Genomic DNA, 21,397 nt, shown 5'->3' with positions numbered 1-21,397 from the left:
CGAACGTTCAGCGAGGAGTTTACCAATGAGTCTTTCAGGAAGTTGCCTTTGCGGCTTAGTCACTTACACCTGCACGAGCGATCCCGTGATCTCTGGAAACTGTCATTGTCTCGACTGCAAAAAAGCCTCTGGAAGTGGCTACGCGGCGACCTTTTTCGTTCCAGAAAATGCCATCTCTATTACCGGCGAAGTGAAGTACTACGAGCGAATGGTAAGTAATGGAAAATTGGCTAGGCGAGGCTTCTGTCCTCATTGTGGCTCTCAATTATTTGGAAAACCTGAAGCGATGCCCGGACTGATCGGCGTGCGTGCCGGTTCGCTGACAGACCTCTCACAATACAAACCCCAAGCCGATATTTTTGCGAGCCGGGCACCCGCTTGGGATTGCATGGATGCCGCGTTGCCGAAATTTCCAGAAATGCCACCACTCGATTGATCTCGCGAAAACGAAAATTTATACAGATTATTGGCTTACAGGAACTCATCCACCATGCTGGAAATCCGCAACTTACACGCCACGGTCGAAGGCCGGGAAATTCTCAACGGCATCGACCTCACCATCCGCCCCGGCGAGGTGCACGCCATCATGGGGCCGAACGGCTCCGGCAAGAGCACGCTGGCGAATGTCATCGCCGGGCGCGAGGGCTATGTCGTCACCGAGGGCGAGGTGCTGTTCGACGGCAAAAACCTGCTGGAAATGGAGCCGGAAACTCGCGCCTGTGAAGGCGTATTTCTGGCCTTTCAGTATCCGGTCGAGATTCCCGGCGTCGCCAACCTGTATTTCCTGAAAGCCGCCGTCAACGCCATCCGCAAATATCGCGGCGAATCGCCGGTGGATGCGATGGATTTCTGGGATTTGGTCCACGAGCGCATGGAACTGGTCAAGATGGATGAATCCATGCTCAAACGCTCGGTGAATGAAGGCTTTTCCGGCGGCGAGAAAAAGCGCAACGAAGTCTTTCAAATGGCCGTCTTGCAACCGCGTTTCGCGGTACTGGACGAAACCGATTCCGGCTTGGACATCGACGCCCTGCGGGTGGTGGCGGATGGCGTCAACGCGCTGCGCGGTCCCGAGCGCGGCTTTCTGGTCATCACCCACTATCAGCGGTTGCTGGAATACATCGTGCCGGATTACGTGCATGTATTGGTGAACGGCAGAATCGTCCGCTCCGGCGACAAGAGTTTGGCGCTGGAACTGGAAGAACAAGGCTACGCCCTTTACAACGAGGAACCGGGCCGCGCGCGCCGGGCCGCCGCGTGAGACCGCGACCATGACCGCCGCCGCTCCCGTGTTATCCGACCGCTACCGTCCGGCGTTTGACGCTTTTCTGGCGAACCGTCACGAACCGGAAACCATCACGCGCGCCCGTCGCGAAGCGTTCGAGCGTTTCGAAGCGTTGGGCTGGCCGAGCCGCCAACAGGAAGCCTGGCGCTTCACCGATTTGAGCGCCTTACAGACGCTCGACCTTCAGCGACCCGCCGACGCGCTGGTCGAAGCCTCGATATTGCCGACGCTGGATGCGGCAGCGTATCGCTTGGTGTTTATCAATGGCCGCTTTGCGCCGGGTTTGTCGAAGCTGACGCCATTACCGGAACGGACGGTCATCGCCAGCCTCGGCCAAGTGTTGGCCGCCGATCCGCAAGCCGTTCGGAATCCCCTCGACCCGCTGCCCGGACTCGCGCAACATCCCATCGCCGCGCTCAACGGCGCGTTTTGGGAAGATGGCGCATTCATCTATCTATTACCCGGCGCGGTGCTGGATCATCCGATTCACATCATCTTCCACGCCACCGGCGGCGATACGGCGGTTTATCCGCGCCTGGTGTTGACGCTGGACGACGGCGCGCAGGCCACTGTGGTCGTCGAATATCGAGGTCAGGGCCGTTATTTACAGGCACCCGTCGTCGAATTGTCCATCGACGATGGTGCGGTGCTGGACTATCACCAACTCCAGGAAGAAGCGCCGCAAGCCTTTCATCTAGGCGGCATCAAACTCCGCCAGGGCCGTAACAGCCAAACCCAATTGCATCTGCTGTCCTTCGGCGGCCAACTGGCCCGCACCGACTTGGAGGCGCTGCTGGACGATGAACACGCTTCCTGCCTGCTGAACGGCCTGACCGTCGGGCGCGGCAATCAGGCGAGTAATTTCTATGTCCGAGTCGATCATGCCCACCCGCACGGCAGCAGCCAGCAACTGTTTAAGAGCGTGCTGGACGGCAAGGCCCGGTCGGTGTTCGACGGCATGATTCACGTCCGCCCGCACGCCCAAAAAACCGACGCCCGCCAAAACAGCCGGAACTTGTTGCTTTCCAAACAAGCGGTGGCTCATTCCAATCCCCGCCTGGAGATTTTGGCCGATGACGTGAAATGCGGCCACGGCTCCAGCACCGGCTTTCTCGACCCCAACGCCGAATTTTATCTGCGCGCGCGCGGCATTCCCGTCGCCCAAGCCCGCGCCTTATTGGTTTACGCCTTCGCTAACGACAACCTCAATCAAATCCGCCTGACGCCGTTGCGCGAGCGCCTCGCCCGCCTGCTCGCCGACCGTTTGGCGCTCGACAGCACCGAGGAGGACCCGACATCATGAGCGCCCCGCACGCGCTTGCCCTCGCGCCGGAGAATCGTACCGGACTGAATCTCGACCGCATCCGCGCCGATTTTCCGATTCTGCGCCAGCGCGTCCACGGCAAACCGCTGGTCTATCTGGACAACGCCGCTTCGGTGCAAAAACCGCAGGCGGTGATCGACGCCGTCAGCGGCTGTTACAGCGGTTATTACGCCAACATCCATCGCGGCGTGCATCTGTTGTCGGAGCGCTCCACCGCCGCTTACGAAAGCGCGCGGGAGAAAGTGCGAGCCTTTTTAAACGCGGCCAGCGTCCAGGAAATCATCTTCACGCGCGGCACCACCGAAAGCATCAATTTGGTGGCGAGCAGCTTCGGCGGCAGCCGGCTCAAGGCCGGCGATGAAATTCTGATCACCGGCATGGAGCACCATTCCAACATTGTGCCGTGGCAGTTGTTGTGCGAGCGCGCCGGCGCGACGCTCAAAGTCGTCCCCTTCACCGACGCGGGCGAGTTAGTGCTGGACGAATGTGAGCGGCTGCTAGATAGCGGTCGGGTGAGACTGTTCGCCTTCGTCCACGTTTCCAACGCGCTCGGCACCATCAACCCGATCAAAACCCTGATTGATTTGGCCCACGCCCGCAACGTCCCGGTGTTGGTGGACGGCGCGCAAGCGGTCGCGCATCTGCCGGTGGACGTGCGGGCGTTGGATTGCGATTTCTACGCCTTCTCCAGCCACAAGATTTACGGGCCGAGCGGGGTCGGCGTATTGTACGGCAAACAAGCGCTGTTGGAGGCGATGCCGCCGTATCAGGGCGGCGGCGACATGATCCGGCTGGTGACCTTCGAGAAGACCGAATTCGCCGACCTGCCCAACAAGTTCGAGGCTGGCACGCCCAACATCGCCGGCGTGATCGGCCTGGGCGCGGCGCTGGATTGGTTGAACGCTGTCGGCTTGGACGCGGCCGCCGCCCACGAACACGACTTGTTGCAATACGCCACCGCCCGGCTGATCGAAATTCCCGGCCTTCAGATCATGGGCACGGCGCGCGACAAAGCGGCGCTGGCGGCATTCACGATGAAGGGCATCCACCCGCACGACATCGGCACCATCCTCGATCGCGAAGGCGTCGCCATCCGCGCCGGCCATCACTGCGCCCAGCCGGTGATGCAACGCTACGGCGTGGCCGCTACCGCGCGGGCCTCCTTCGCCGTTTACAACAGCCGCGACGAGGTGGACGCCTTGGTCAAGGCCCTTTGGAAAGTCAAGGAGTTATTCGACTCATGAGCGATCTGCGCGACCTGTATCAAGAAGTCATCCTGGACCACAACAAGCGGCCTCGCAACTTCCGTATCCTGCCGCAACCGACCCACCGCGCCGATGGAGTCAACCCGCTGTGTGGCGATCGGATCAGCGTCTACCTCGACATTGAGGACGGCATCATCAAGGACATCGCCTTTCAAGGCGCGGGTTGCGCGATTTCCAGCGCCTCGGCCTCGCTGATGACCGAGGCGCTCAAAGGCAAGCCGGTCGCGGAAGTCGATCATCTGTTCGACACTTTCCATAACGTGGTCACCACTGACTGCGATTGCCCTAAAGGCTTGGGCAAACTCGGCGTGCTAGCCGGGGTACGCGACTATCCCAGCCGGGTCAAATGCGCCACCCTGGCCTGGCACGCGGTGCGCGCCGCGCTGGAAGAACACAAGGGACCGGTAGCGACCGAGTGAAGCGTTATTGCGGATCGAAAGCCCACGCACTTAAAGGACATTCCGATGCGGATTTGTTATATCGACATCATCGACAAATGCAATTTGCGCTGTCCGACTTGCGTACGTGGAGCGCAGCTTTTGAAAAACTCGGCGTCGGCGATGCCGCTCGATCTTTTTGAAAAGCTGGTGGCAAAAGCGAAAGGCGAAGGTTACGACACCATCGGCCTTTACAATTGGATCGAACCCTTTCTATGCAAGGATGTGGACTCTTTTATAGAAATCATCAAGGCGGCGGATCTTGATTGCGAGCTTTCCAGCAATTTGTCCTTAAAACCAGCCAGTTATTTCGACACCATTCAACGCGCCTTGCGCAAGGGCGTGGATCGTCTGACGGTTTCGGTTTCGGGATTCCACCAGGAGACGTATGAGATCAACCATGTGGGCGGCAACATCGCATGGATTAAGGAGAACCTGGAACAAATCGCGCTTTTGAAAAAGAAGTCGCTGATTCAAACCAAGGTTTTTCTAAGACTCATCCAATTTGATTACAACGCGGCGGATGAGCCTTTGTTGCGCGAGTATGCCCGGTCTTTAAAACTTGAATTTGAAGTCATCCCAGGCGTGGGGAACCCGAAACAGTCCGTCGCGCAATATGCCGCACCGAATTTCTACGAGGAACGTCTAAAAAACTTCAATTCAGCCGACGACCGCGAAGCTCAAGGGGAGGTTTGCCCGCTCATTATGGATACTGTTGCGATTAACAGTCAGGGTGATGTCTATATCTGCTGTGCCTACCCTTATTATTCTTCCTTGCGCATTGGCTCCTACCTCGAACTTTCCAAACAGGAACTCCTGTTGAAACGATACATGCATCCTATTTGCCCCTCTTGTGATTTTACGCGACGCAAGACGACGCCGGCGGATCGCGACAGGCTGGTGGATGCACTTGAGTTCAAATTAGGTTTTGTTAAAAACTTAGATCATTCCCTTGAGACGGTTTCCGCGACGACAGAATTGCCGCAACAACCGCCTCTTTGGACGCGCACGCTCAAAACGGCGTACCGTGGCATGGTGGACAAATTTAAAGCCCATACTTCGTAGGAGCTGACAATGACCACACAGACTCCGGTTTCGAATCTCCCCGATGCCGAGGAAATGGAAGCCAAAATCATCGAGGCGTTGAAAACCGTTTACGATCCCGAAATTCCAGTCAACATTTATGAGTTGGGCCTGATTTATGGGATCAACGTCGATCCGCTGGGCGATCACGCCGACATTCAGATGACCTTGACCGCACCCGGTTGCCCGGTCGCCGGTTCGATGCCGGAATGGGTGGAAAATGCCGTCCGCCACGGCGCGGGCGTGGAATCGGTCAACGTCGAATTGGTCTGGGATCCGCCTTGGTCGCAAGAACGGATGTCGATGCGGGCCAAGCTGGAATTGAATATGGTGTGAAGGATAAACTTCCGTCCGGCGTCTCCGCCCCCTATCGTCGGTGACGCACCGTGATCGACCGTAGCCCGATGGCGGCAACCACGGTTCGTTCATTCCCATCATCCTTTATCGACATCGCTAGCGCTAGAATGCGCTGCTGGTCGGTATCCACAGCACCGACCACAATCTCCGCCTTCTTCCTATTTCTAAATCTGAACGCAAGGTGATCTTGTGGAAAATTTCGTGCCCGTCTTCGAATCGAAAGTTAAAAAACTTCACGAAAAAGTCGTCGAGGAGCTTTCGGCCCCCAAGAAGGAAAGAAACAAAAAACGCCTGAAGAAGATGCTTAAGGAACTCAAAAGCCTCAAGAAAACCATTCGCTCCGCGAAAAAGGTCAAAACTTGCCCACATTGCGGCCATGCCCTGTGGGACGAGGATTCTACATCGGATGCCGATACCGAGGCGCAGCCGTTGTAGTTTTGCCCTGGAGCGGCGCTGGTTCCGGCTGGCTGTCATGATGCAAGAAATATATGGGAAAAAGCGGAAGCGGGTGGGATAAGCTGCTTTGCGCCCACCGTTTCTCATGCCGCCGGCCTCACCACCCGATAAACGCCCCCCACCGCCAGCCCCATCCCGGCCAGCGACAGCAAAGGCAATGTCTCGCCGAACAGCGCCCAAGCGATCAGCGCGGTGCTCAACGGCACCAGATAGAACAGGCTGGCGACGTTGACCGCGCTGCCGCTGTGGATCAGGACGTTGAGCAAGCTAATCGCGCCGATGGAGAGCACCAGCACCAACCAAGCGAGCGCGAACAGGAACCGCGGCGTCCAATCGATCTGAAATTCGGTGAACAAACCGATGGCGATGGCGGTGACGATGGCGCTTGGCACGAATTGAATGACCGAACCCGTGCGCAGATCGAAACCGGCGCAAAAGCGTTTTTGATAGAGCGTTCCCACCGTGATGCCCAGCAAAGCCGCAAGCCCCGGAACCAGCATCGGGCCGAGTTGGGCTTGGATGCCGAACTTGCCGCCGATCACCAGCGCGACGCCGATAAAGCCCAGCACCAATCCGCCCCACTGCCGGGAACTGACCCGCTCGCCGAGCAGCCAACCCGCGCCGAGCGCCGTTAACAGCGGTTGCATCCCGACCACCAGGGCCGCAATTCCGGCGGGAAGGCCATGCTTGATCGCAATGAAGACCCCGCCCAAGTAAATGGCGTGAATTAATATCCCCGATACGCCGATATGACACCAGTCGCGCCATTGCTTCGGCCACGGCGCACCGCTGACGACCGCCAGTGCGGTCATGAGCACGATCACGCATAAATAGCGCACCAGCAGAAAGGATAACGGCTCGGCGTGAGGCAGCCCAAACCGCGCGCCGATAAAGCCGGTGCTCCATAAAAAAACGAAAAGCAATGGGTAGAGGCGTTTCATTCAAGCCTGTAGCGTGGGTTAAAGTTCGTGGCGGCCGCACGCGCGGGGGTCGTCTCGTTCTGCTGGGCGGCGTCGAGTGCGACGGGCCATTCGCGCGCGAGGAGCGGGAACGGTGTCATGCCGCGGAAAGCTCCTCGCACAGGTCGTTGAGCGCAACCGCCTCCACACCCTCGGCGATTGGGAAGCGTTCGACACCACCATACACCACGCGACGGTGTTCCGGTTCGACAGTCTCGCAAGCCAGATGGAACCCCCGTTCGATCTTCGGTGTCAACCCGCGCTTGATCTCGATGGCCCAAGGCGCGCGCCGGCCGGGAAGCTGGAGCAGCAGATCGATTTCGGCACCCGCCGCGCTGCGGTAGAAATGCGCCTCAGTGCCACTGGGAGCGACTGCGATCAGCGACTCGACCGCCAGACCCTCCCAGCTTCCGCCCGCGACCGGGTGCGCCAATAGCGCTTCGCGGTCGCCGATACCGAGCAGCGCGTGCACCAGCCCGCTGTCGCGCACGTACACCTTAGGCGACTTGACCAGACGCTTGCGCAAATTGCCATGCCACGGCGCAAGGCGGCGCACTAGCAGCAGGTCCACGAGCAAATCCAGGTAGGAGGCGACCGTCTTGCCATCGACAGCGAGGGCGCGAGCGAGCACGGCGGCGTTGAGCAGGCCGCCCTGCTGGTGGGCGAGCATGGTCCACAGCCGGCGCAGCGTCTCCGCCGGAATGCGCGGTCCGAGCTGCGGGATGTCGCGCTCCAGGTAGGTGCGGATAAAGTCCACACGCCAGCGCAGGCTGGCCCCATCGGACACGGCCAGCAAGCTTTCCGGAAATCCGCCCCGCAGCCAAAGCGCGTCGAGACGCGCGCGGCCGGCCTCGGCGGCATCGATCGGAGCGAGTTCCAGATAACGGATGCGTCCCGCCAACGACTCGCTGGATTGCCGGAGCAGATCGATGGATGCCGATCCCAGCACGAGGAAGCGGCCCGTGCCCCGGCCGTGCCGTCGCCCGGTGTCGATGAGCCCGCGCAAGCTCTGGAAAAGCTGCGGCGTGCGCTGGATTTCGTCGAGGATAACCAGCTTGTCCTGATGCTGCGACAGGTATAGCTCCGGCTCGGCGAGCTTGGCTCGATCAGCTTCGGATTCCAGATCGAGATAGATGGCCGCCCGACCCTGTACCATCGCGAGAGCCAGGGTGGTTTTGCCGACCTGACGCGGCCCCAACAGCGCCACGGCTGGGGCCTCGGCTAAGGCGGACTCAAGAGTGTCGAGCAATCGGCGCGGTATCATCCGTGCAATTATGGAATTCAATTCCACAAATGCAAGGACGATCAGACCGCGCCGCTTTATTGTTGCAGGTCATCAGGCCACGGGGTACGTCTGAATACTGCGATAGACCCCATCAAGCTGATGATCGATAGATAGCGTGTTAATAAAAGAGCAATGGCCCGGTATACGGTAGCCTCCCAAACCGCGCACCGATAAAACCGGTACTCCATAAGAAGACGAAAAGAAAGGGGTAGAGGCGTTTCATATTCGATAAACAATCGACCGGATCAGGGAAGAAGCGGCAAACCAAGCTCCTTAAGGAATTCATTATGCTTTTTCGTAGTCGCTACGATTTTTTCTTCCAATACCGCCAGCTCACTATTTACCGCACTGAGGTCGATCACTTCATCCGCTATTGCGGTACTGACATAGCGTGAAATGTTCAGGTTATAGCCTTCCTCCGCAATCCGCTCTATTGTTACTCGCTTCGAGTATCGGTCTTCTTCTTTACGAAACTGATAGGTCGAGACGATTTTATCGATGTGCTCTGGCAATAGACGATTCTGTCGTTTGCCTTTCTCGAAGTATTCGCTGGCATTAATAAACAAGATATCGTCCGGCTTCTTGCAACGCTTGAGAACCAGGATACAGACCGGAATGCCAGTGGAGAAAAAGAGATTGGCGGGCAGTCCAATAATGGTGTCGATGTGACCGTCCTTGAGCAGTTTGGTACGGATACGCTCTTCAGCGCCGCCACGAAATAGCACACCGTGGGGCAGGATGATCGCCATTACGCCTTCCTGACCCAGGAAGTGGAAGCCGTGTAGCAGAAAAGCGAAATCGGCGGCGGATTTGGGAGCCAGACCGTAGCTTTTGAAACGGAAATCCTCGCCTAAGGCTTCGGTGGGTTCCCAACGATAGCTAAACGGTGGATTGGCTACTACCGCGTCGAATTGTAGCTTCCTGGCGGGATTAGCTTCTCTAAGCATCGGCCATTCGTTCAGCAGCGAATCGCCGTGATAAATCTCGAATTCCGAATCTTTCAACCCATGCAGCAGCATATTCATCCGGGCCAGATTGTAAGTGGTGATGTTCTTTTCCTGGCCGTAAATCTTGCCGATGCCGTGCGGACCAAGCTGTTTGCGCACGTTGAGGAGGAGCGAGCCGGAACCGCAGGCGAAATCTAACACCTTGTCAAGTTTCTTCTTTTTGCCTGCGGCCGGGTCCTGGCTGTCGAGGGTGACAATCTCGGAGAGGATGGTCGAGATCTGCTGCGGTGTGTAGAACTCTCCGGCCTTTTTACCGGAACCGGCGGCGAATTGGCCAATGAGGTATTCATAGGCGTCGCCCAGGACATCGCTGTGCGTGGAGAATTTGGCGATGCCCTCGGCAATTCGAGTGACGATGGCGCACAGTTTGGCGTTGCGATCTGCATACTTCTTGCCGAGCTTTTCCGAATCCAGGTTAATTTCCGAGAACAGGCCCTGAAAGCTGCTCTGGAAGGATTCGGTTTCGATGTATTTGAAGCCCTGTTGCAGGGTATGCAGCAACTCGCCGTCTTGGGTACGAGCCTGTTCGGCGATACTGCTCCAGAGAAATTCTGGCTTGATTACATAATGCACCTTGCGGCGCATTTGCTGCTCGAATTCCGCAATGTCTTCTGGGTTTGCGTCGTACCACAGGCGCAGCGGCGGCTTATTCGGCTGTGTCGTCGGCTCCGGGTAATCGCGACCCAGCTCTTTTTTGGCCGCCCCCTCGTAGTTGTCCGAGAGGTAGCGCAGAAACAGGAAAGAAAGCATGTAATCGCGGAAGTCGTCCGCGTTCATCGCGCCGCGCAATTGATCGGCGACAGCCCAGAGGGTTTGGCCCAGTTGTCTTTGATCGTTCTCAGTCATGGGGTGTTCGGTGGTGGTCTCGTTTGGGCGGTGATTTCTGGCAACGCGAAGCGGTATCGATCCAGAAAAGCACGGAGGATGCGACAGAACAAATCCTTGGTATCGCCAACCATCTCGCGGGGTTGATAAACGGAATAATTGCCGTGACTCAGGAGATTCAGGGCGCGGGCGTAGAGCACTTCGTCGTCCACGCCGTGAATACATTCAGAGAAGTCGTCGAAACCGAAGAAGGTTGCAGTTTTTTCCAGAATGCCGCGCAGCATATTGAAATGGTGTGTGTAAAGCCGACCGGATTGCGCCGCTTGTTGCAGTTCGCTCAGGAGGGCGACATGGTGAAAAAGGGCATATCGTCAGTCGCTTGCAGGCCATATCTATCTGACGTACCGCTACGGTGGAGGAAATATTTTTTGTGTGATTGTTTCTTGAGTTCGTTGCACATCACATTGAAAAACAGCCCGTGGTGGGACGAAACCACAGTCTTCACCCGACCCTTGGCCCGTTTCAGTAACTGCGCTAGATCGCTGGCCACGGCGATAGCGTTGTTGTCATCTAGTGAGGAAATTGGATCGTCGATGTAGAGAAACTGAACCCAGTTATAAGCGTCCGCGCCGTCAATGGTGAGTTCGCAGAGCGCCAAAAAGATGCACCAGATAAAGATATTCTCCTCGCCACGCGATATTTTGATGTAATCCAGACCGTCGCGCGAGAAGCGAATAGTCCAATGCTCGTAATCGATTTTGAAATCGAAATCGGCGTAACGCACCAGGTAAGTGAAAATCTTTTGTTCCAGAGCCAATTCCTTAAAACCCAGCAAGAAACGTGAATCTGAATTAATTTTTAGATGGCGCTGGCGATCACCGGTTAAATCGTTATCCCAATGAAAGAGGTCTTCAGTGAAGGCGTTGAAGTAGAGCGTATCGCGTTTAACGCCTTTTCTTTTCTTAATTGCGTCCTTGAATTCCATTGACAGGCGCGTTTTACCTGTGCCGTTGTAGGCATAGAGCAAGACAAAATCCTGACTGTTGAGGTCATCACGCAGCCGGTTTACGAGTCCGCGTAGCGTCTTGTAAGAGTAAATCTTCGGTTGATTACTCATTCATTCCCCTCCTTTGGAGGGGTGCCCCGCAGGGGCGGGGTGGTAAACACTGTCTGGTGTCGCAAAAAATCTAATACACCCGATAAATTGCTTTTCACATCGCAGTCCAGCAGATGAACAACGGTCAAATCGAGGCTTATAAGGAATGCATCCCGCCTTGCATCATAGTCGGCCTTGTCATCATGACTACTACCGTCAATTTCGATAACGGTTGCTTTCTCGGCGCAGTAAAAATCAACGATGTAGTTACCGATAATCTTTTGCCGATCAAAGTCAAGACCGAGGAATTGCTTGTTTTTTAGCTGATTCCAAAGCAGAACTTCGGATAAATTTCCCGCGCGGCGTAATTCCCTGGCGCGTTGCTTAAGAGCTGGGTTGTAGGGAAGAGAGAGATATTGCCTAGTACCGCGCATCAGACCACCCCGTCAGGCTTCGCCTGCCACCCCTCCACAGGAGGGGAATTAGCAGCGATTTATTCCCCTCCTGTGGAGGGGTGCCCCGCAGGGGCGGGGTGGTTGTCTTCATTGCAACGCTTCGGAACATTCGATAATCAGAATCTTCTTTAGCATTAGTCGGATGCATCATCCGCCGAGGGGAAGAGTTGCTGCATCAGGCCTTTTTTATGGGCTTTAAGAGCTTCGAGTTTTTGGGTTTGGGCAGTGATGAGATCATCGATAGAAGAGAGGCAGTCAGCAATTTTTTGCTGCTCTTTCAGAATTGGAAAACGAATCGTGAATTTAAGAAATTCATTAAAATGAACACGCCTTTTCTCGATCAATGACCCAATAGCCATATTGTCATAAAACTTAACCATATTATCGCTTTTGAAGTAGTATTCACAAAATCTGGCCTCTACAGATTGGTCGCAATAGAAGATATTATAGTATTTAGATAATGCAACCCTTTCAGCACCAGAGTGTCTTGCAATTGCTCCAAACCTCAAATTCATTGGGTTGTAAGCAAAATCATTAGGTAAAACTACTTTATAAGCTTCTTCTTCATTTTTAACTAAAAAAGATCTCTCATAGCGTTCAGTTTTTGCAGTAATTCCAGTTTCTATAGTTAAACTAAATAATGGTAACTTTTCTTCTAAAGACTGAATTCTTTCAGTGATAAACTCACCTAATTGTCTAGTATGCCACCCCCCATTATCCCGAAACTCAGCAAACCGCAACTTAGGCGCAGTCTCACCCTCCGCCGGAAAAAGCTGCTGCATCAAAGCTTTTTTATGGGTTTTAAGTGCGCTGATTTTTTGGGTTTGGGTGGCGATGAGTTCATCGATGGAAGAAAGACAGTCGGCGATTTTTTGTTGTTCTTTCTTATCTGAAGGAAAGCTAATTCTAATATTCAACAACCTAGTCGCTGAAATGCCAAAAACCTTTGAGCCTTGAGCTTCTTTCCTAATCTGTTCTCGAACTTTGCTTGACCCAAATAGATATCCGCCAAACCCAATCGCCAATTTCTTATTTTTTTGCCGAGCTAAAAGAGTGTGCAATCCAGCCAATAGTTTTTCATTGTTTAATTTAATAATCTCTATACTTTTTCCGATATCGCCTAAGTCTTCCGATGCGTCGGCAAAAATCATATCGCCTAAAACACAGTAGCTAGCTGGCTTAATTTTTAAGAGCGACAATGACGGACTTATAAATGGTACTACTTCATTTTCGATATTAAATAACGCAGAAAATTTTTTGTGTATATCACCGTAGTGGATATTTTTTACTAAACCTTTTTCGTAACTCAGCATATCCCGTGAGTATGTATTTGTTAACTTAAAAGAATATAATTCTTCAAAAAATTCATTTTCCCAATCACCGACATCCCTAAACTCAGGAAACCGCAGCTTAGGCACCACCCCGTCAGGCTTCGCCTGCCACCCCTCCAGAGGAGGGGAATTTTGTTTGCTGGGTGGTTCGGATGCTGTGGGAATCTTCACATTCCCCTCCTCTGGAGGGGTGCCCCGAAGGGGCGGGGTGGTCTTTGTAAAGGTCTTATTGCTCATACGCCCCCAACCCCGAAATCTCCCGCCCCTGTGCCAACCGATGCAACAGCGGTATCAAGTCCTCCATTAAGGCCAGTTCCCTCTGCGTGCGCACCTTCCAACCCAGGCCTAGCGGCGCGAGCAAATCGCTCAAGCGTTCGCCATCAAAAATCATCCGGCCCATAATGCCATCGACGAAGGCTTGCAGCGCCGCCGTGTCCAGACCGTGCTGGTCCGCGATAGCCGCCAATTGCCGCGCATTCTTTTCAGCCTTAAAGGTTTCATAACCCTGGCGGATCGCCTGTTCACTCAAACCCTCGCCCATCTTCAGCGTACCGATGTAATCGGCAATGTCGTCGCGCTCATTCATTAGGTTAGCAGTCGATGAGAGCAGGCCAATCAACTCCTCGCGGCTCACCCTCTGCCGGGCGGGCGCAGCCTGGGTGTAGCGAGCGATCAGCGCCATGATGTAGTCGTAATCAATCACCGCCGAGGCAAACAGCAAAAACTCGAAATCAAGCTGCTGCACCGGATCAGCGTCGCTGCCGCCTTTATCCTGTTGTGCCTTAAGACGTTGCGCGGTCTCTAGATAGACACCCCGGAAGGCTTGTAACTGATCCTGTGAAATCACCCGCTCAATCTTGGCGGCATTGTCTTTGCTTAGGTCAGTGTACTGGTCAAGCTGGGTCTTGAGCCGCTGCACCTCCTTGAACAAATTGATGAACTGACTGCGAGCCGTATCGCCCTTGAGGTTGGCAACCTCTTCCGGCGCGCAAGCCAAACGCTGCGAGGTCATGAACGTATCCAGCGCGGCGACCGCCTGTTCCAGCTTGTCGATGACCACCGTCGCGGTATCGACCAGCCAGATCGTTTTAGCGCGTTCGACCTTTTCGCCGGAGAACAGGGTAATCGCGGCGTCCACCGCCTCCTGCTGCTGGCGAAAGTCGAGCACGTTGCCATAAGGCTTGGTGTCGTTCAGCACGCGATTGGTGCGTGAGAACGCCTGAATCAGACCGTGGTGCTTGAGATTTTTATCGACGTACAGCGTATTCAGGTATTGAGAATCGAAGCCGGTCAGCAGCATATCCACCACGATGACGACATCAATCTTCTGCGCACGCGGCAGGTCACGGTTGGGATACTTTTGATCCTTGATACGCTTTTGCACGTCCTGGTAGTACAGATCGAAATGACTCAGATCATGGTTCGTGCCATAGCGGGCGTTGTAGTCGGCGATGATGGCTTTCAGCGCGGCCTTCTTCTGTTCCGGGGCCTCTTGGTTATCGGCCTTCTCCTGCGGTAAATCTTCCTGAATCTGCTGCACGTCCTTGTTACCCTCCGCCGGGGGCGAAAACACACAGGCGATGTTGAGCGGCTGGAAGGTGTCGTCTTCTGCCCGCCGCCGCGCCTGAATCTTGGCGAACAGGCGATAGTAATCAATAGCGTCGTTGATAGAAGCCGTGGCCAGAAGCGCGTTGAATTTGCGCTTGTTCGTGGCGGCGTCATGCTTGGCCAGAATCGCCTCGACTACCGCCTTACGCGCCAGCGTCTCTCCCGATTTGGGCTTGCCCTGCCCTTCGCCCTTGAAATAATCGATGTGGAAACGCAATACGTTCAGATCTTCGATGGCGTGGGTAATGGTGTAGGCGTGAAGCTGTTTCTCGAAAAGGTCGGCGGTGGTCAGGAATGAAGCTTGCTGGCCCTCGATCTGTTGGTAGCCAGCGTTGGCCTCGAAGATAGGGGTGCCGGTAAAACCAAAAAGCTGCGACTTGGGGAAGAATTCCTTAATCGCCTTATGGTTCTCGCCAAACTGGGAACGGTGGCATTCGTCGAAAATGAAAACCAAACGCTTATGGCGTAGCGGCTCCAGACGCTGCTGATAGTGGCGTTTGTTGCCGCCATCCAGCGCCAAGCCGAGCTTCTGAATGGTGGTGACAATGACTTTATCGGCGTAATCGGTGGACAGCAGACGGCGTACCAGGGTCTCGGTGTTAGTGTTTTCCTCGACGCAGCCGGGTTGGAAACGGTTAAATTCCTCGCGGGTCTGGCGGTCGAGGTCTTTGCGATCCACCACGAACAGGCATTTGTCGATGTCCGGGTTGTCCTTGAGCAGGGTGGACGCCTTAAACGAGGTGAGCGTTTTGCCGCTGCCGGTGGTGTGCCAGATGTAGCCGTTGCCCCGATTCTGGTGGATGCAATCGACGATGGCCCGCACCGCATAGATCTGATAAGGCCGCATCATGAGCAGCTTGCGCTCGCTCGCGACCAGCACCATATAACGGCTGATCATCTCGCCCAACACGCATTTACTTAAGAAAGCGTCGGCAAAGGCGTCGAGACGGGTCATTTTCTGGTTATCGACATCGGCGAACTGGTACAGCGGCAGGAAGCGCTCATCGGCGTCAAAGGCGAAATGCTCGGCGTCGTTGTTGGCGAAATACCAGGTATCGCTGCGGTTGCTGACGACGAATAATTGCACGAAACACAGCAGCGTTTTAGTGTAACCATTGCCAGGATCGTTCTTGTAATCAACGATTTGCTGCATGGCGCGACGCGAACTGATGGCGAGCGTTTTAAGCTCAATCTGCACCACGGGCACGCCGTTGATGAGCAACATGACATCATAGCGGTGGTGACTGTTCTGGGTATTGATGCGCAGTTGATTGACCACCTCGAAGCTGTTCTTGCACCAATCCTTGAGGTTGACCAAGGTGTATTGCAGCGGTGTCCCATCCTCCCGCTCGAAGGTGTTGCGCTCGCGCAGGCGCTGGGCGTTGGCGAACACGCCGGGGTCAATGATCTGCTCCAGCAGGCGGGAAAATTCGCTGTCGGTCAGGTGAACGCGGTTAAGCGCCTCGAACTTCTTGCGGAAGTTTTGTTCTAGGGCGTCTCGGTCGCGGATATCCGAACGATAGGCGTATTTCAAATCCTTCAGCTTTTCGAGCAGTTTTTGCTCTATGTCTTGTTCCAACATCACCTGCGCCCGATAAATAAAAAAGACAGTTTATATTCGTAAATCTCTGACTAACGCTTCAATTAAAGTATCGCAAATTTCCGCTCATAACGGTTTCTGCTACTATGCCCGCGATTTCAGTGCGGTCACGAAGGATGTTTACAATGTCACGCCCCTATAACTTTAGCGCAGGCCCGGCAGTGCTGCCCGAGGCGGTTCTGGAACAGGCCAAGGCCGAAATGCTCGACTGGCGGGGTTCCGGCATGTCGGTGATGGAAATGAGCCATCGCGGCAAGGAATTCGTCTCCATCGCCGAACAGGCCGAAGCCGACCTGCGCGAACTGCTCGCCATTCCGGCTAATTACAAAGTCCTGTTCCTACAAGGCGGCGCGTCCGGCCAGTTCGCGATGGCCCCGATGAACCTGCTGCGCGGCAAGAACAAGGCCGATTACCTCAACACCGGACAGTGGTCAAAAAAGGCCATTTCCGAAGCCAAGAAATTCTGCCAGGTCAACGTCGTCGCCAGTTCCGAATCGGCCAACTTTACCACCGTGCCGGCCCGCGACACCTGGAAATGCGACCCGGACGCCGCCTATTTCCACTGCACGCCGAATGAAACCATCGGCGGCGTCGAGATGCACCAGATCCCCGAAGTCGGCGTGCCGCTGGCGGCGGACATGTCTTCAACGCTGCTGTCGCGACCGATCGACGTGAGCAAATTCGGCCTGATCTACGCCGGCGCGCAGAAAAATATCGGCCCCGCCGGCTTGACCATCGTCATCCTCCGCGAGGATTTGATGGGCCAAACCGTGGCCGGCACCCCGACCATGCTCGACTACGCGACGATGGCCAAGGAAGGCTCGATGTACAACACCCCGCCGACCTACGCTTGGTATATCGCCGGTTTGGTGTTCCAGTGGCTGAAGGCCCAAGGCGGGCTGAAAGCGATGGGCGAGCGCAACCAAGCCAAGGCCGATTTGCTTTATAAAACCATCGACGAATCCGGCTTTTATCGGAATCCGGTCGATCCAGCCTACCGCTCCTGGATGAACGTGCCGTTCATTCTGCCCGACGAAGCGCTGGACAAACCATTTCTGGCCGAAGCTAAAAGCGCCGGGCTGGTGACGCTGGCCGGCCATCGCTCGGTCGGCGGAATGCGCGCCAGCATTTATAACGCCATGCCGTTGGAAGGGGTCAAGGCCCTGGTGGATTTCATGGCCGATTTCCAAAAACGGCGCGGCTGAACGATTTTATTCATCAATCCGCCCCGGACGTTCGCGTCCGGGGTGTTCTTTTTTCAGGCGGATGGTTGATTCATTCATGTACAAGATTCTGACTCTCAACAGCATCAGCGTTTCCGGTCTGGAACGCCTACCCCGCGACCGCTACGAGATCGCTTCCGAAATCCAGCACCCTGACGCTGTGCTGCTGCGCTCATTCGCCATGCACGAGTGGCCGATTCCCGCCAGCCTCAAGGCCGTGGGCCGCGCCGGCGCTGGCGTCAACAACATTCCGGTGCCGCAGATGACCGCCAAGGGCATCTGCGTGTTCAACGCCCCCGGCGCCAACGCCAACGCGGTCAAGGAACTGGTGCTGGCCGGCATGTTGCTGGCGGCCCGCAACATCTGCCCGGCCTGGGATTACACCCGCAAGTTGCAAGGCAGCGACGCCGAACTCTCCAAACAGGTCGAAGCGGGCAAGAAAAATTTCGTCGGCATCGAGCTGCCCAACCGCACCCTGGGGGTGATCGGATTGGGGGCCATCGGCGTCAAGGTCGCCAACGCCGCCCGCGCGCTGGGGATGCGGGTGATCGGCTACGATCCGCACATCACCGTCAGCAACGCCTGGCAACTCTCCTCGCAGGTCGAGCAGGTGTTGAGCGTCAACGAGATGGCGGCACAGGCCGATTTCGTCACGCTGCACGTGCCGCTGAACGACGCCACCCGGCAGCTGATCAACGCGCCGCTGCTGAAGAACGCCAAGCCCGGCCTGATTCTGCTGAACTTTTCGCGCGAGGGCGTGGTGGATGAGGAAGCGCTGTTTGCGGCGCTGGAAGCGGGCACGCTGAAATCTTATGTCTGCGATTTTCCGACCAACCGGCTCAAGGATCACCCACGGGTCATCATGCTGCCGCATCTGGGCGCTTCCACCGGTGAGGCCGAGGAAAACTGTGCGATCATGGTGGCCGATCAGGTGCGCGACTATCTGGAAAACGGCACCATCCACAATTCCGTCAACTTTCCGGAAATGGTGATGCCGCGCAACGGCGGCCCGCGGCTGGCCATCGTCAACGCCAACGTCCCGCACATGATCGAGCGCATCTCCAAGGCGATATCCGGGGCCGGCATCAACATCATGGATATGCTCAACAAATCGCGCGGCGACATCGCCTGCACCTTGGTGGACACCGCCGCTTCGGTACCGGAAGCAGCGGTGGTGCAAATCGCCGATATCGAGGGCGTGCTGGGCGTGCGAGTGCTCTAGCTCGTTTGCGGCAAACCCTTCCGGCCAGCGGTCGGGAGGGTCGGCTCAATCGGATTTGTCGCGAGCGATGTCGAGATAGGCCAGCCAGTAGCGCGACAGTTCGCTCATGCACTCCACTCGGGTCATCAACGCCGTCAGTTCGGCCTTATAACGATCGGCCTCAGGCAGCAGCGCGGCCAGTTCGGCGTCCAGTTCGCTCAGTTGCTTGCTGCGGTTGGAGGCCGCGATGGCGACCTGGGTGGTCGACAGGCGGACGCGGATGTAGAGCAGATCGCCGGGCAGCGTGGTATGCCGCTTGTAGTGAAGGTCGTAAGCTTCCGGGGCCACGTCTTTCTTACCGAGCAGATACGCTTCCAAACCCTCCACCCGCGCCTGCATCATGTTGAGATGAGTCTGGGTGGAGGTGCGATGCGCCATGGGTTCCAGGAGCGCGATTTTCTCCTCCAGCCAGCGCCGCCGTTCCTGCACCCGCGAGCGCAGCCGGTCGATCTCGCAATCCGCTTCCACCAGTTGCTGGCTCAGCGCCAGAATTTCCGCGTCGATCTGATCCAAGAACTCGCGCAACTGCTCGGAAAGCAGCCGTTCCAGGGTCAGCGTGACAAACCGCTCCCAGATCGAGTCGGACCGGGCGCGCAGCCCTCCGACCAGCTGGCGGATACCGCCGGTCCGTTCGATACCCTCTCGCACGCTGCGGTCGTGCTCGGCGCGGTCGGCATCGCTCCAAACCTGGGCCAGTTGTTCTTCTTCCCTGAGCACATACGACATGCTGGCGGCGGTGCTGTCGTCGGTCTCTGGAGTGAGAGGCTCCATGCGGTGGGTCTCCAATCGACAAAAAGTAGGGGTTCAGATCGACAGCGCCGCGATTTCGCGGCGCCCTGGTGGGTTCAATCCTGATAGGTCCAACCGTCGGGATACTCGTGATTCAATTCGTGGACATCGTACACGCATAAATCCTGGTCGGGAAAACTGGGAAACAGTTTTTTGGCCTCCATGTCAGCTTGCTGCTCGTGTTCGGCTCGAATGAGAGCGACATTGAGCACCTTATCGGAACCGGGATCTTCCACAATAACAAGATAGGGTTTCATGGCTACTCCTTCGGTTTTCTCAGGCTACCTAGGCTGGCAGCAGATCTAGTCCGTTCCGTTATAGACAGTTTATTTTGTTATAGATTGAATGGTCTATCGGGCCGGGCCGGGCCGGGCATGGGCTCAATAGTAGCGATGGAGCCGAAACCGCTGGTCCGCCTCGCGGATGATGTCGCCGAGATGGTGATGAAACTGGCCGGTCCGACGTTCGGAAAAATACTGGCGTAGCGCCTCGTGAACCACGGTGAAGGCGATTTGATCCCAGGGAATCTCAGCCTCGGCGTAAAGCCGCACCTCCAGGCTTTCCTCGCCCGGACAGGCGTAACCGTCCTTAAGCCGGCCTTGAAATATCAAATAGACCTGACTGACATGCAAGAGCGAGTACACCCCATACAGGCGGAGGTTTTCACCTTCGGCATGGGCTTCCTCCAGCGCCTCGCGCGCCGCCGCCGCCAACGTCGATTCACCGTTTTCCATGAAGCCGGCCGGCAAGGTCCACAGGCCATAACGCGGTTCGATGGCCCGCCGGCACAACAACACCCGATCCTGCCATTCCAGAATGCAACCCGCCACGACTTTAGGGTTCAGATAATGAATGGTATCGCAAGCGTCGCAGACATAGCGGGGCAGGTTATCACCCACCGGAACACGCAAGGTCACCGAGGCGCCGCATTGGCTGCAAAATTTCATGAAATGATTTCCCGCCCAAAGCTGATTTTTTGAAAGACAGCCGCTATTAGACCACGCTTGTTCGGGCCGCGTCGTAAACCGCCGGATGGCTTCTTCAGCTGTCCAGGAAGGCGACGCCCTGGCCGAACCCGCGCCCGCCGACATAGCGTTGCTAGATTTTCGCACCAACCACAGCTACCGATACTTGATGCCGTATTTTTGGTAAATCTGGCGTAGCTCGTCCTTGAGCGCGCGCAGTTCGCGAGCGCGGCTGGCCGAGGTTCCGAGGGTCGAAGCAGCCAGCCGCCGGATGTCGCTGTTGAGATTGTCGATCCTGGCGCGATCCTCGTAGCCGATATAAGGCGGCTCCTTGGCCTTACCGGCCTTCCTCCCGGCCAGCGGGCGGTCGAGCTCACCGACCGGCACCCCTCGGTTTAGCGCGCGCAGTTCGCGCAGTTCGCGCGTGGCTCGCTGCAAGTCACGGACGTTATCGACCTTGCCGGTCGGGGTAGGCTGCGATGGCACATCCAGGGTTTGCGGGGACGGGGCGTCGGCGGGCGGGGCCGTGTTGCTGTAGTGAACCCGGCCCTCGCCATCGGTCCATTTATAAACTTGAGCCTGGGCCGCTAAACCCAGCACCCACCAAGCCGCGAGACAGCCCCACAACAGCACAGCCGGCGCTACGGCTGAAACCCGAGACGACCCTGAGCAGCGGAAAACGGCTCGCTCAAGCTTTCTGGTGCGGCCAGTCCTGTTTTCGAAAGCCAGGACAGTACCGTTTGCGATCAGTTTCAACATGCGATGGCCACTCTCATTTGCACCGCG

Annotated in this window: 20 protein-coding genes and 1 pseudogene; 10 read left to right on the top strand and 11 right to left on the bottom strand. The window is 56.3% G+C overall.

Features of this window, described 5'->3' with window-relative positions:
• The first annotated feature begins 25 nt into the window (after positions 1 to 25).
• The 8 genes from IPK09_13500 (at position 26) to IPK09_13465 (ending at position 6,186) form a co-directional block, all read left to right on the top strand.
• Positions 26 to 436, top strand: a complete 411-nt coding sequence (locus IPK09_13500) for a GFA family protein (GenBank protein ID MBK7984622.1) — start codon at positions 26 to 28, stop codon at positions 434 to 436.
• Positions 437 to 490: 54 nt separating this feature from the next.
• The gene (gene sufC / locus IPK09_13495) at positions 491 to 1,261 is read left to right on the top strand and encodes a Fe-S cluster assembly ATPase SufC (protein MBK7984621.1); all 771 of its coding nucleotides are present in this window, start codon (positions 491 to 493) and stop codon (positions 1,259 to 1,261) included.
• Between the two features lie 10 nt (positions 1,262 to 1,271).
• Positions 1,272 to 2,588: a Fe-S cluster assembly protein SufD gene (sufD, locus tag IPK09_13490; GenBank protein MBK7984620.1), complete on the top strand. Its 1,317-nt coding sequence runs from the start codon at positions 1,272 to 1,274 to the stop codon at positions 2,586 to 2,588.
• 44 nt (positions 2,589 to 2,632) lie between these two features.
• A complete protein-coding gene (locus tag IPK09_13485) occupies positions 2,633 to 3,853 on the top strand; it encodes a cysteine desulfurase (protein MBK7984619.1) in 1,221 nt (406 codons plus the stop codon).
• Positions 3,850 to 4,293, top strand: coding sequence for an SUF system NifU family Fe-S cluster assembly protein (locus IPK09_13480; GenBank protein ID MBK7984618.1), 444 nt, complete (start codon positions 3,850 to 3,852; stop codon positions 4,291 to 4,293). The genes IPK09_13485 and IPK09_13480 overlap by 4 nt, the downstream gene beginning before the upstream one ends.
• 120 nt (positions 4,294 to 4,413) lie before the next feature.
• Positions 4,414 to 5,376, top strand: coding sequence for a hypothetical protein (locus IPK09_13475; GenBank protein MBK7984617.1), 963 nt, complete (start codon positions 4,414 to 4,416; stop codon positions 5,374 to 5,376).
• A 9-nt stretch (positions 5,377 to 5,385) separates the two neighbouring features.
• A complete protein-coding gene (locus IPK09_13470) occupies positions 5,386 to 5,730 on the top strand; it encodes an SUF system Fe-S cluster assembly protein (protein ID MBK7984616.1) in 345 nt (114 codons plus the stop codon).
• Between the two features lie 222 nt (positions 5,731 to 5,952).
• Positions 5,953 to 6,186 (top strand): hypothetical protein, encoded by a 234-nt coding sequence (locus IPK09_13465; GenBank protein MBK7984615.1) that lies wholly within the window; start codon positions 5,953 to 5,955, stop codon positions 6,184 to 6,186.
• A gap of 104 nt (positions 6,187 to 6,290) precedes the next feature.
• Here the strand turns inward: IPK09_13465 and IPK09_13460 are convergent, their stop codons facing one another.
• From IPK09_13460 to IPK09_13430, 7 genes and pseudogenes are all read right to left on the bottom strand, one after another.
• Positions 6,291 to 7,148 carry a DMT family transporter gene (locus tag IPK09_13460; protein MBK7984614.1) on the bottom strand — a complete coding sequence of 286 codons (858 nt, stop codon included), beginning with the start codon at positions 7,146 to 7,148 and terminating at the stop codon, positions 6,291 to 6,293.
• A gap of 115 nt (positions 7,149 to 7,263) precedes the next feature.
• On the bottom strand, positions 7,264 to 8,430 hold the full coding sequence (locus IPK09_13455; GenBank protein ID MBK7984613.1) for an ATP-binding protein: 1,167 nt from the start codon (positions 8,428 to 8,430) through the stop codon (positions 7,264 to 7,266).
• A gap of 266 nt (positions 8,431 to 8,696) precedes the next feature.
• Positions 8,697 to 10,304, bottom strand: a complete 1,608-nt coding sequence (locus IPK09_13450) for a type I restriction-modification system subunit M (protein ID MBK7984612.1) — start codon at positions 10,302 to 10,304, stop codon at positions 8,697 to 8,699.
• Positions 10,301 to 11,400: pseudogene (locus tag IPK09_13445) on the bottom strand (AAA family ATPase). Before IPK09_13445 ends, IPK09_13450 begins: the two are co-directional and overlap by 4 nt.
• Positions 11,397 to 11,813, bottom strand: a complete 417-nt coding sequence (locus IPK09_13440; GenBank protein MBK7984611.1) for an endonuclease domain-containing protein — start codon at positions 11,811 to 11,813, stop codon at positions 11,397 to 11,399. The pseudogene IPK09_13445 and the gene IPK09_13440 overlap by 4 nt, the downstream one beginning before the upstream one ends.
• A 155-nt stretch (positions 11,814 to 11,968) precedes the next feature.
• Positions 11,969 to 13,402 (bottom strand): restriction endonuclease subunit S, encoded by a 1,434-nt coding sequence (locus IPK09_13435; GenBank protein ID MBK7984610.1) that lies wholly within the window; start codon positions 13,400 to 13,402, stop codon positions 11,969 to 11,971.
• On the bottom strand, positions 13,392 to 16,355 hold the full coding sequence (locus tag IPK09_13430; protein ID MBK7984609.1) for a type I restriction endonuclease subunit R: 2,964 nt from the start codon (positions 16,353 to 16,355) through the stop codon (positions 13,392 to 13,394). Before IPK09_13430 ends, IPK09_13435 begins: the two co-directional genes overlap by 11 nt.
• Before the next feature lie 143 nt (positions 16,356 to 16,498).
• On the opposite strand from IPK09_13430, the gene serC reads away from it, so the two are divergent.
• Together serC and IPK09_13420 are read left to right on the top strand one after the other, a co-directional pair.
• The gene (gene serC / locus IPK09_13425; protein ID MBK7984608.1) at positions 16,499 to 17,578 is read left to right on the top strand and encodes a 3-phosphoserine/phosphohydroxythreonine transaminase; all 1,080 of its coding nucleotides are present in this window, start codon (positions 16,499 to 16,501) and stop codon (positions 17,576 to 17,578) included.
• A 76-nt stretch (positions 17,579 to 17,654) separates the two neighbouring features.
• On the top strand, positions 17,655 to 18,818 hold the full coding sequence (locus IPK09_13420; protein ID MBK7984607.1) for a 3-phosphoglycerate dehydrogenase: 1,164 nt from the start codon (positions 17,655 to 17,657) through the stop codon (positions 18,816 to 18,818).
• A 45-nt stretch (positions 18,819 to 18,863) separates the two neighbouring features.
• Here the strand turns inward: IPK09_13420 and IPK09_13415 are convergent, their stop codons facing one another.
• The 4 genes from IPK09_13415 to IPK09_13400 form a co-directional block, all read right to left on the bottom strand.
• Complete coding sequence (locus IPK09_13415; GenBank protein MBK7984606.1) at positions 18,864 to 19,628, bottom strand: hypothetical protein; 765 nt, start codon at positions 19,626 to 19,628, stop codon at positions 18,864 to 18,866.
• A 74-nt stretch (positions 19,629 to 19,702) separates the two neighbouring features.
• A complete protein-coding gene (locus IPK09_13410) occupies positions 19,703 to 19,903 on the bottom strand; it encodes a hypothetical protein (GenBank protein MBK7984605.1) in 201 nt (66 codons plus the stop codon).
• Between the two features lie 123 nt (positions 19,904 to 20,026).
• Positions 20,027 to 20,593, bottom strand: a complete 567-nt coding sequence (locus IPK09_13405; protein MBK7984604.1) for an NUDIX hydrolase — start codon at positions 20,591 to 20,593, stop codon at positions 20,027 to 20,029.
• Between the two features lie 174 nt (positions 20,594 to 20,767).
• The gene (locus IPK09_13400; protein ID MBK7984603.1) at positions 20,768 to 21,238 is read right to left on the bottom strand and encodes a DUF4124 domain-containing protein; all 471 of its coding nucleotides are present in this window, start codon (positions 21,236 to 21,238) and stop codon (positions 20,768 to 20,770) included.
• Between the last annotated feature and the right edge of the window lie 159 nt (positions 21,239 to 21,397).

The organism is Candidatus Competibacteraceae bacterium (assembly GCA_016713505.1).
GTDB lineage: Bacteria > Pseudomonadota > Gammaproteobacteria > Competibacterales > Competibacteraceae > Competibacter_A.
Note: the sequence above shows the minus strand (reverse complement) of the source record. Positions and strands in the feature narration are given on the sequence as shown.

What these genes read in the sequence shown, in the direction of transcription:
- IPK09_13455 (MBK7984613.1), bottom strand. Translation starts at nt 8,430, where the DNA reads ATGATACCGCGCCGATTGCTCGACACTCTTGAGTCCGCCTTAGCCGAG.
- sufC (MBK7984621.1), top strand. Translation starts at nt 491, where the DNA reads ATGCTGGAAATCCGCAACTTACACGCCACGGTCGAAGGCCGGGAAATT.
- IPK09_13440 (MBK7984611.1), bottom strand. Translation starts at nt 11,813, where the DNA reads ATGCGCGGTACTAGGCAATATCTCTCTCTTCCCTACAACCCAGCTCTT.
- IPK09_13430 (MBK7984609.1), bottom strand. Translation starts at nt 16,355, where the DNA reads ATGTTGGAACAAGACATAGAGCAAAAACTGCTCGAAAAGCTGAAGGAT.
- IPK09_13420 (MBK7984607.1), top strand. Translation starts at nt 17,655, where the DNA reads ATGTACAAGATTCTGACTCTCAACAGCATCAGCGTTTCCGGTCTGGAA.
- IPK09_13450 (MBK7984612.1), bottom strand. Translation starts at nt 10,304, where the DNA reads ATGACTGAGAACGATCAAAGACAACTGGGCCAAACCCTCTGGGCTGTC.
- IPK09_13410 (MBK7984605.1), bottom strand. Translation starts at nt 19,903, where the DNA reads ATGAAACCCTATCTTGTTATTGTGGAAGATCCCGGTTCCGATAAGGTG.
- IPK09_13480 (MBK7984618.1), top strand. Translation starts at nt 3,850, where the DNA reads ATGAGCGATCTGCGCGACCTGTATCAAGAAGTCATCCTGGACCACAAC.
- IPK09_13500 (MBK7984622.1), top strand. Translation starts at nt 26, where the DNA reads ATGAGTCTTTCAGGAAGTTGCCTTTGCGGCTTAGTCACTTACACCTGC.
- IPK09_13405 (MBK7984604.1), bottom strand. Translation starts at nt 20,593, where the DNA reads ATGAAATTTTGCAGCCAATGCGGCGCCTCGGTGACCTTGCGTGTTCCG.
- serC (MBK7984608.1), top strand. Translation starts at nt 16,499, where the DNA reads ATGTCACGCCCCTATAACTTTAGCGCAGGCCCGGCAGTGCTGCCCGAG.
- sufD (MBK7984620.1), top strand. Translation starts at nt 1,272, where the DNA reads ATGACCGCCGCCGCTCCCGTGTTATCCGACCGCTACCGTCCGGCGTTT.
- IPK09_13470 (MBK7984616.1), top strand. Translation starts at nt 5,386, where the DNA reads ATGACCACACAGACTCCGGTTTCGAATCTCCCCGATGCCGAGGAAATG.
- IPK09_13460 (MBK7984614.1), bottom strand. Translation starts at nt 7,148, where the DNA reads ATGAAACGCCTCTACCCATTGCTTTTCGTTTTTTTATGGAGCACCGGC.
- IPK09_13435 (MBK7984610.1), bottom strand. Translation starts at nt 13,402, where the DNA reads ATGAGCAATAAGACCTTTACAAAGACCACCCCGCCCCTTCGGGGCACC.
- IPK09_13415 (MBK7984606.1), bottom strand. Translation starts at nt 19,628, where the DNA reads ATGGAGCCTCTCACTCCAGAGACCGACGACAGCACCGCCGCCAGCATG.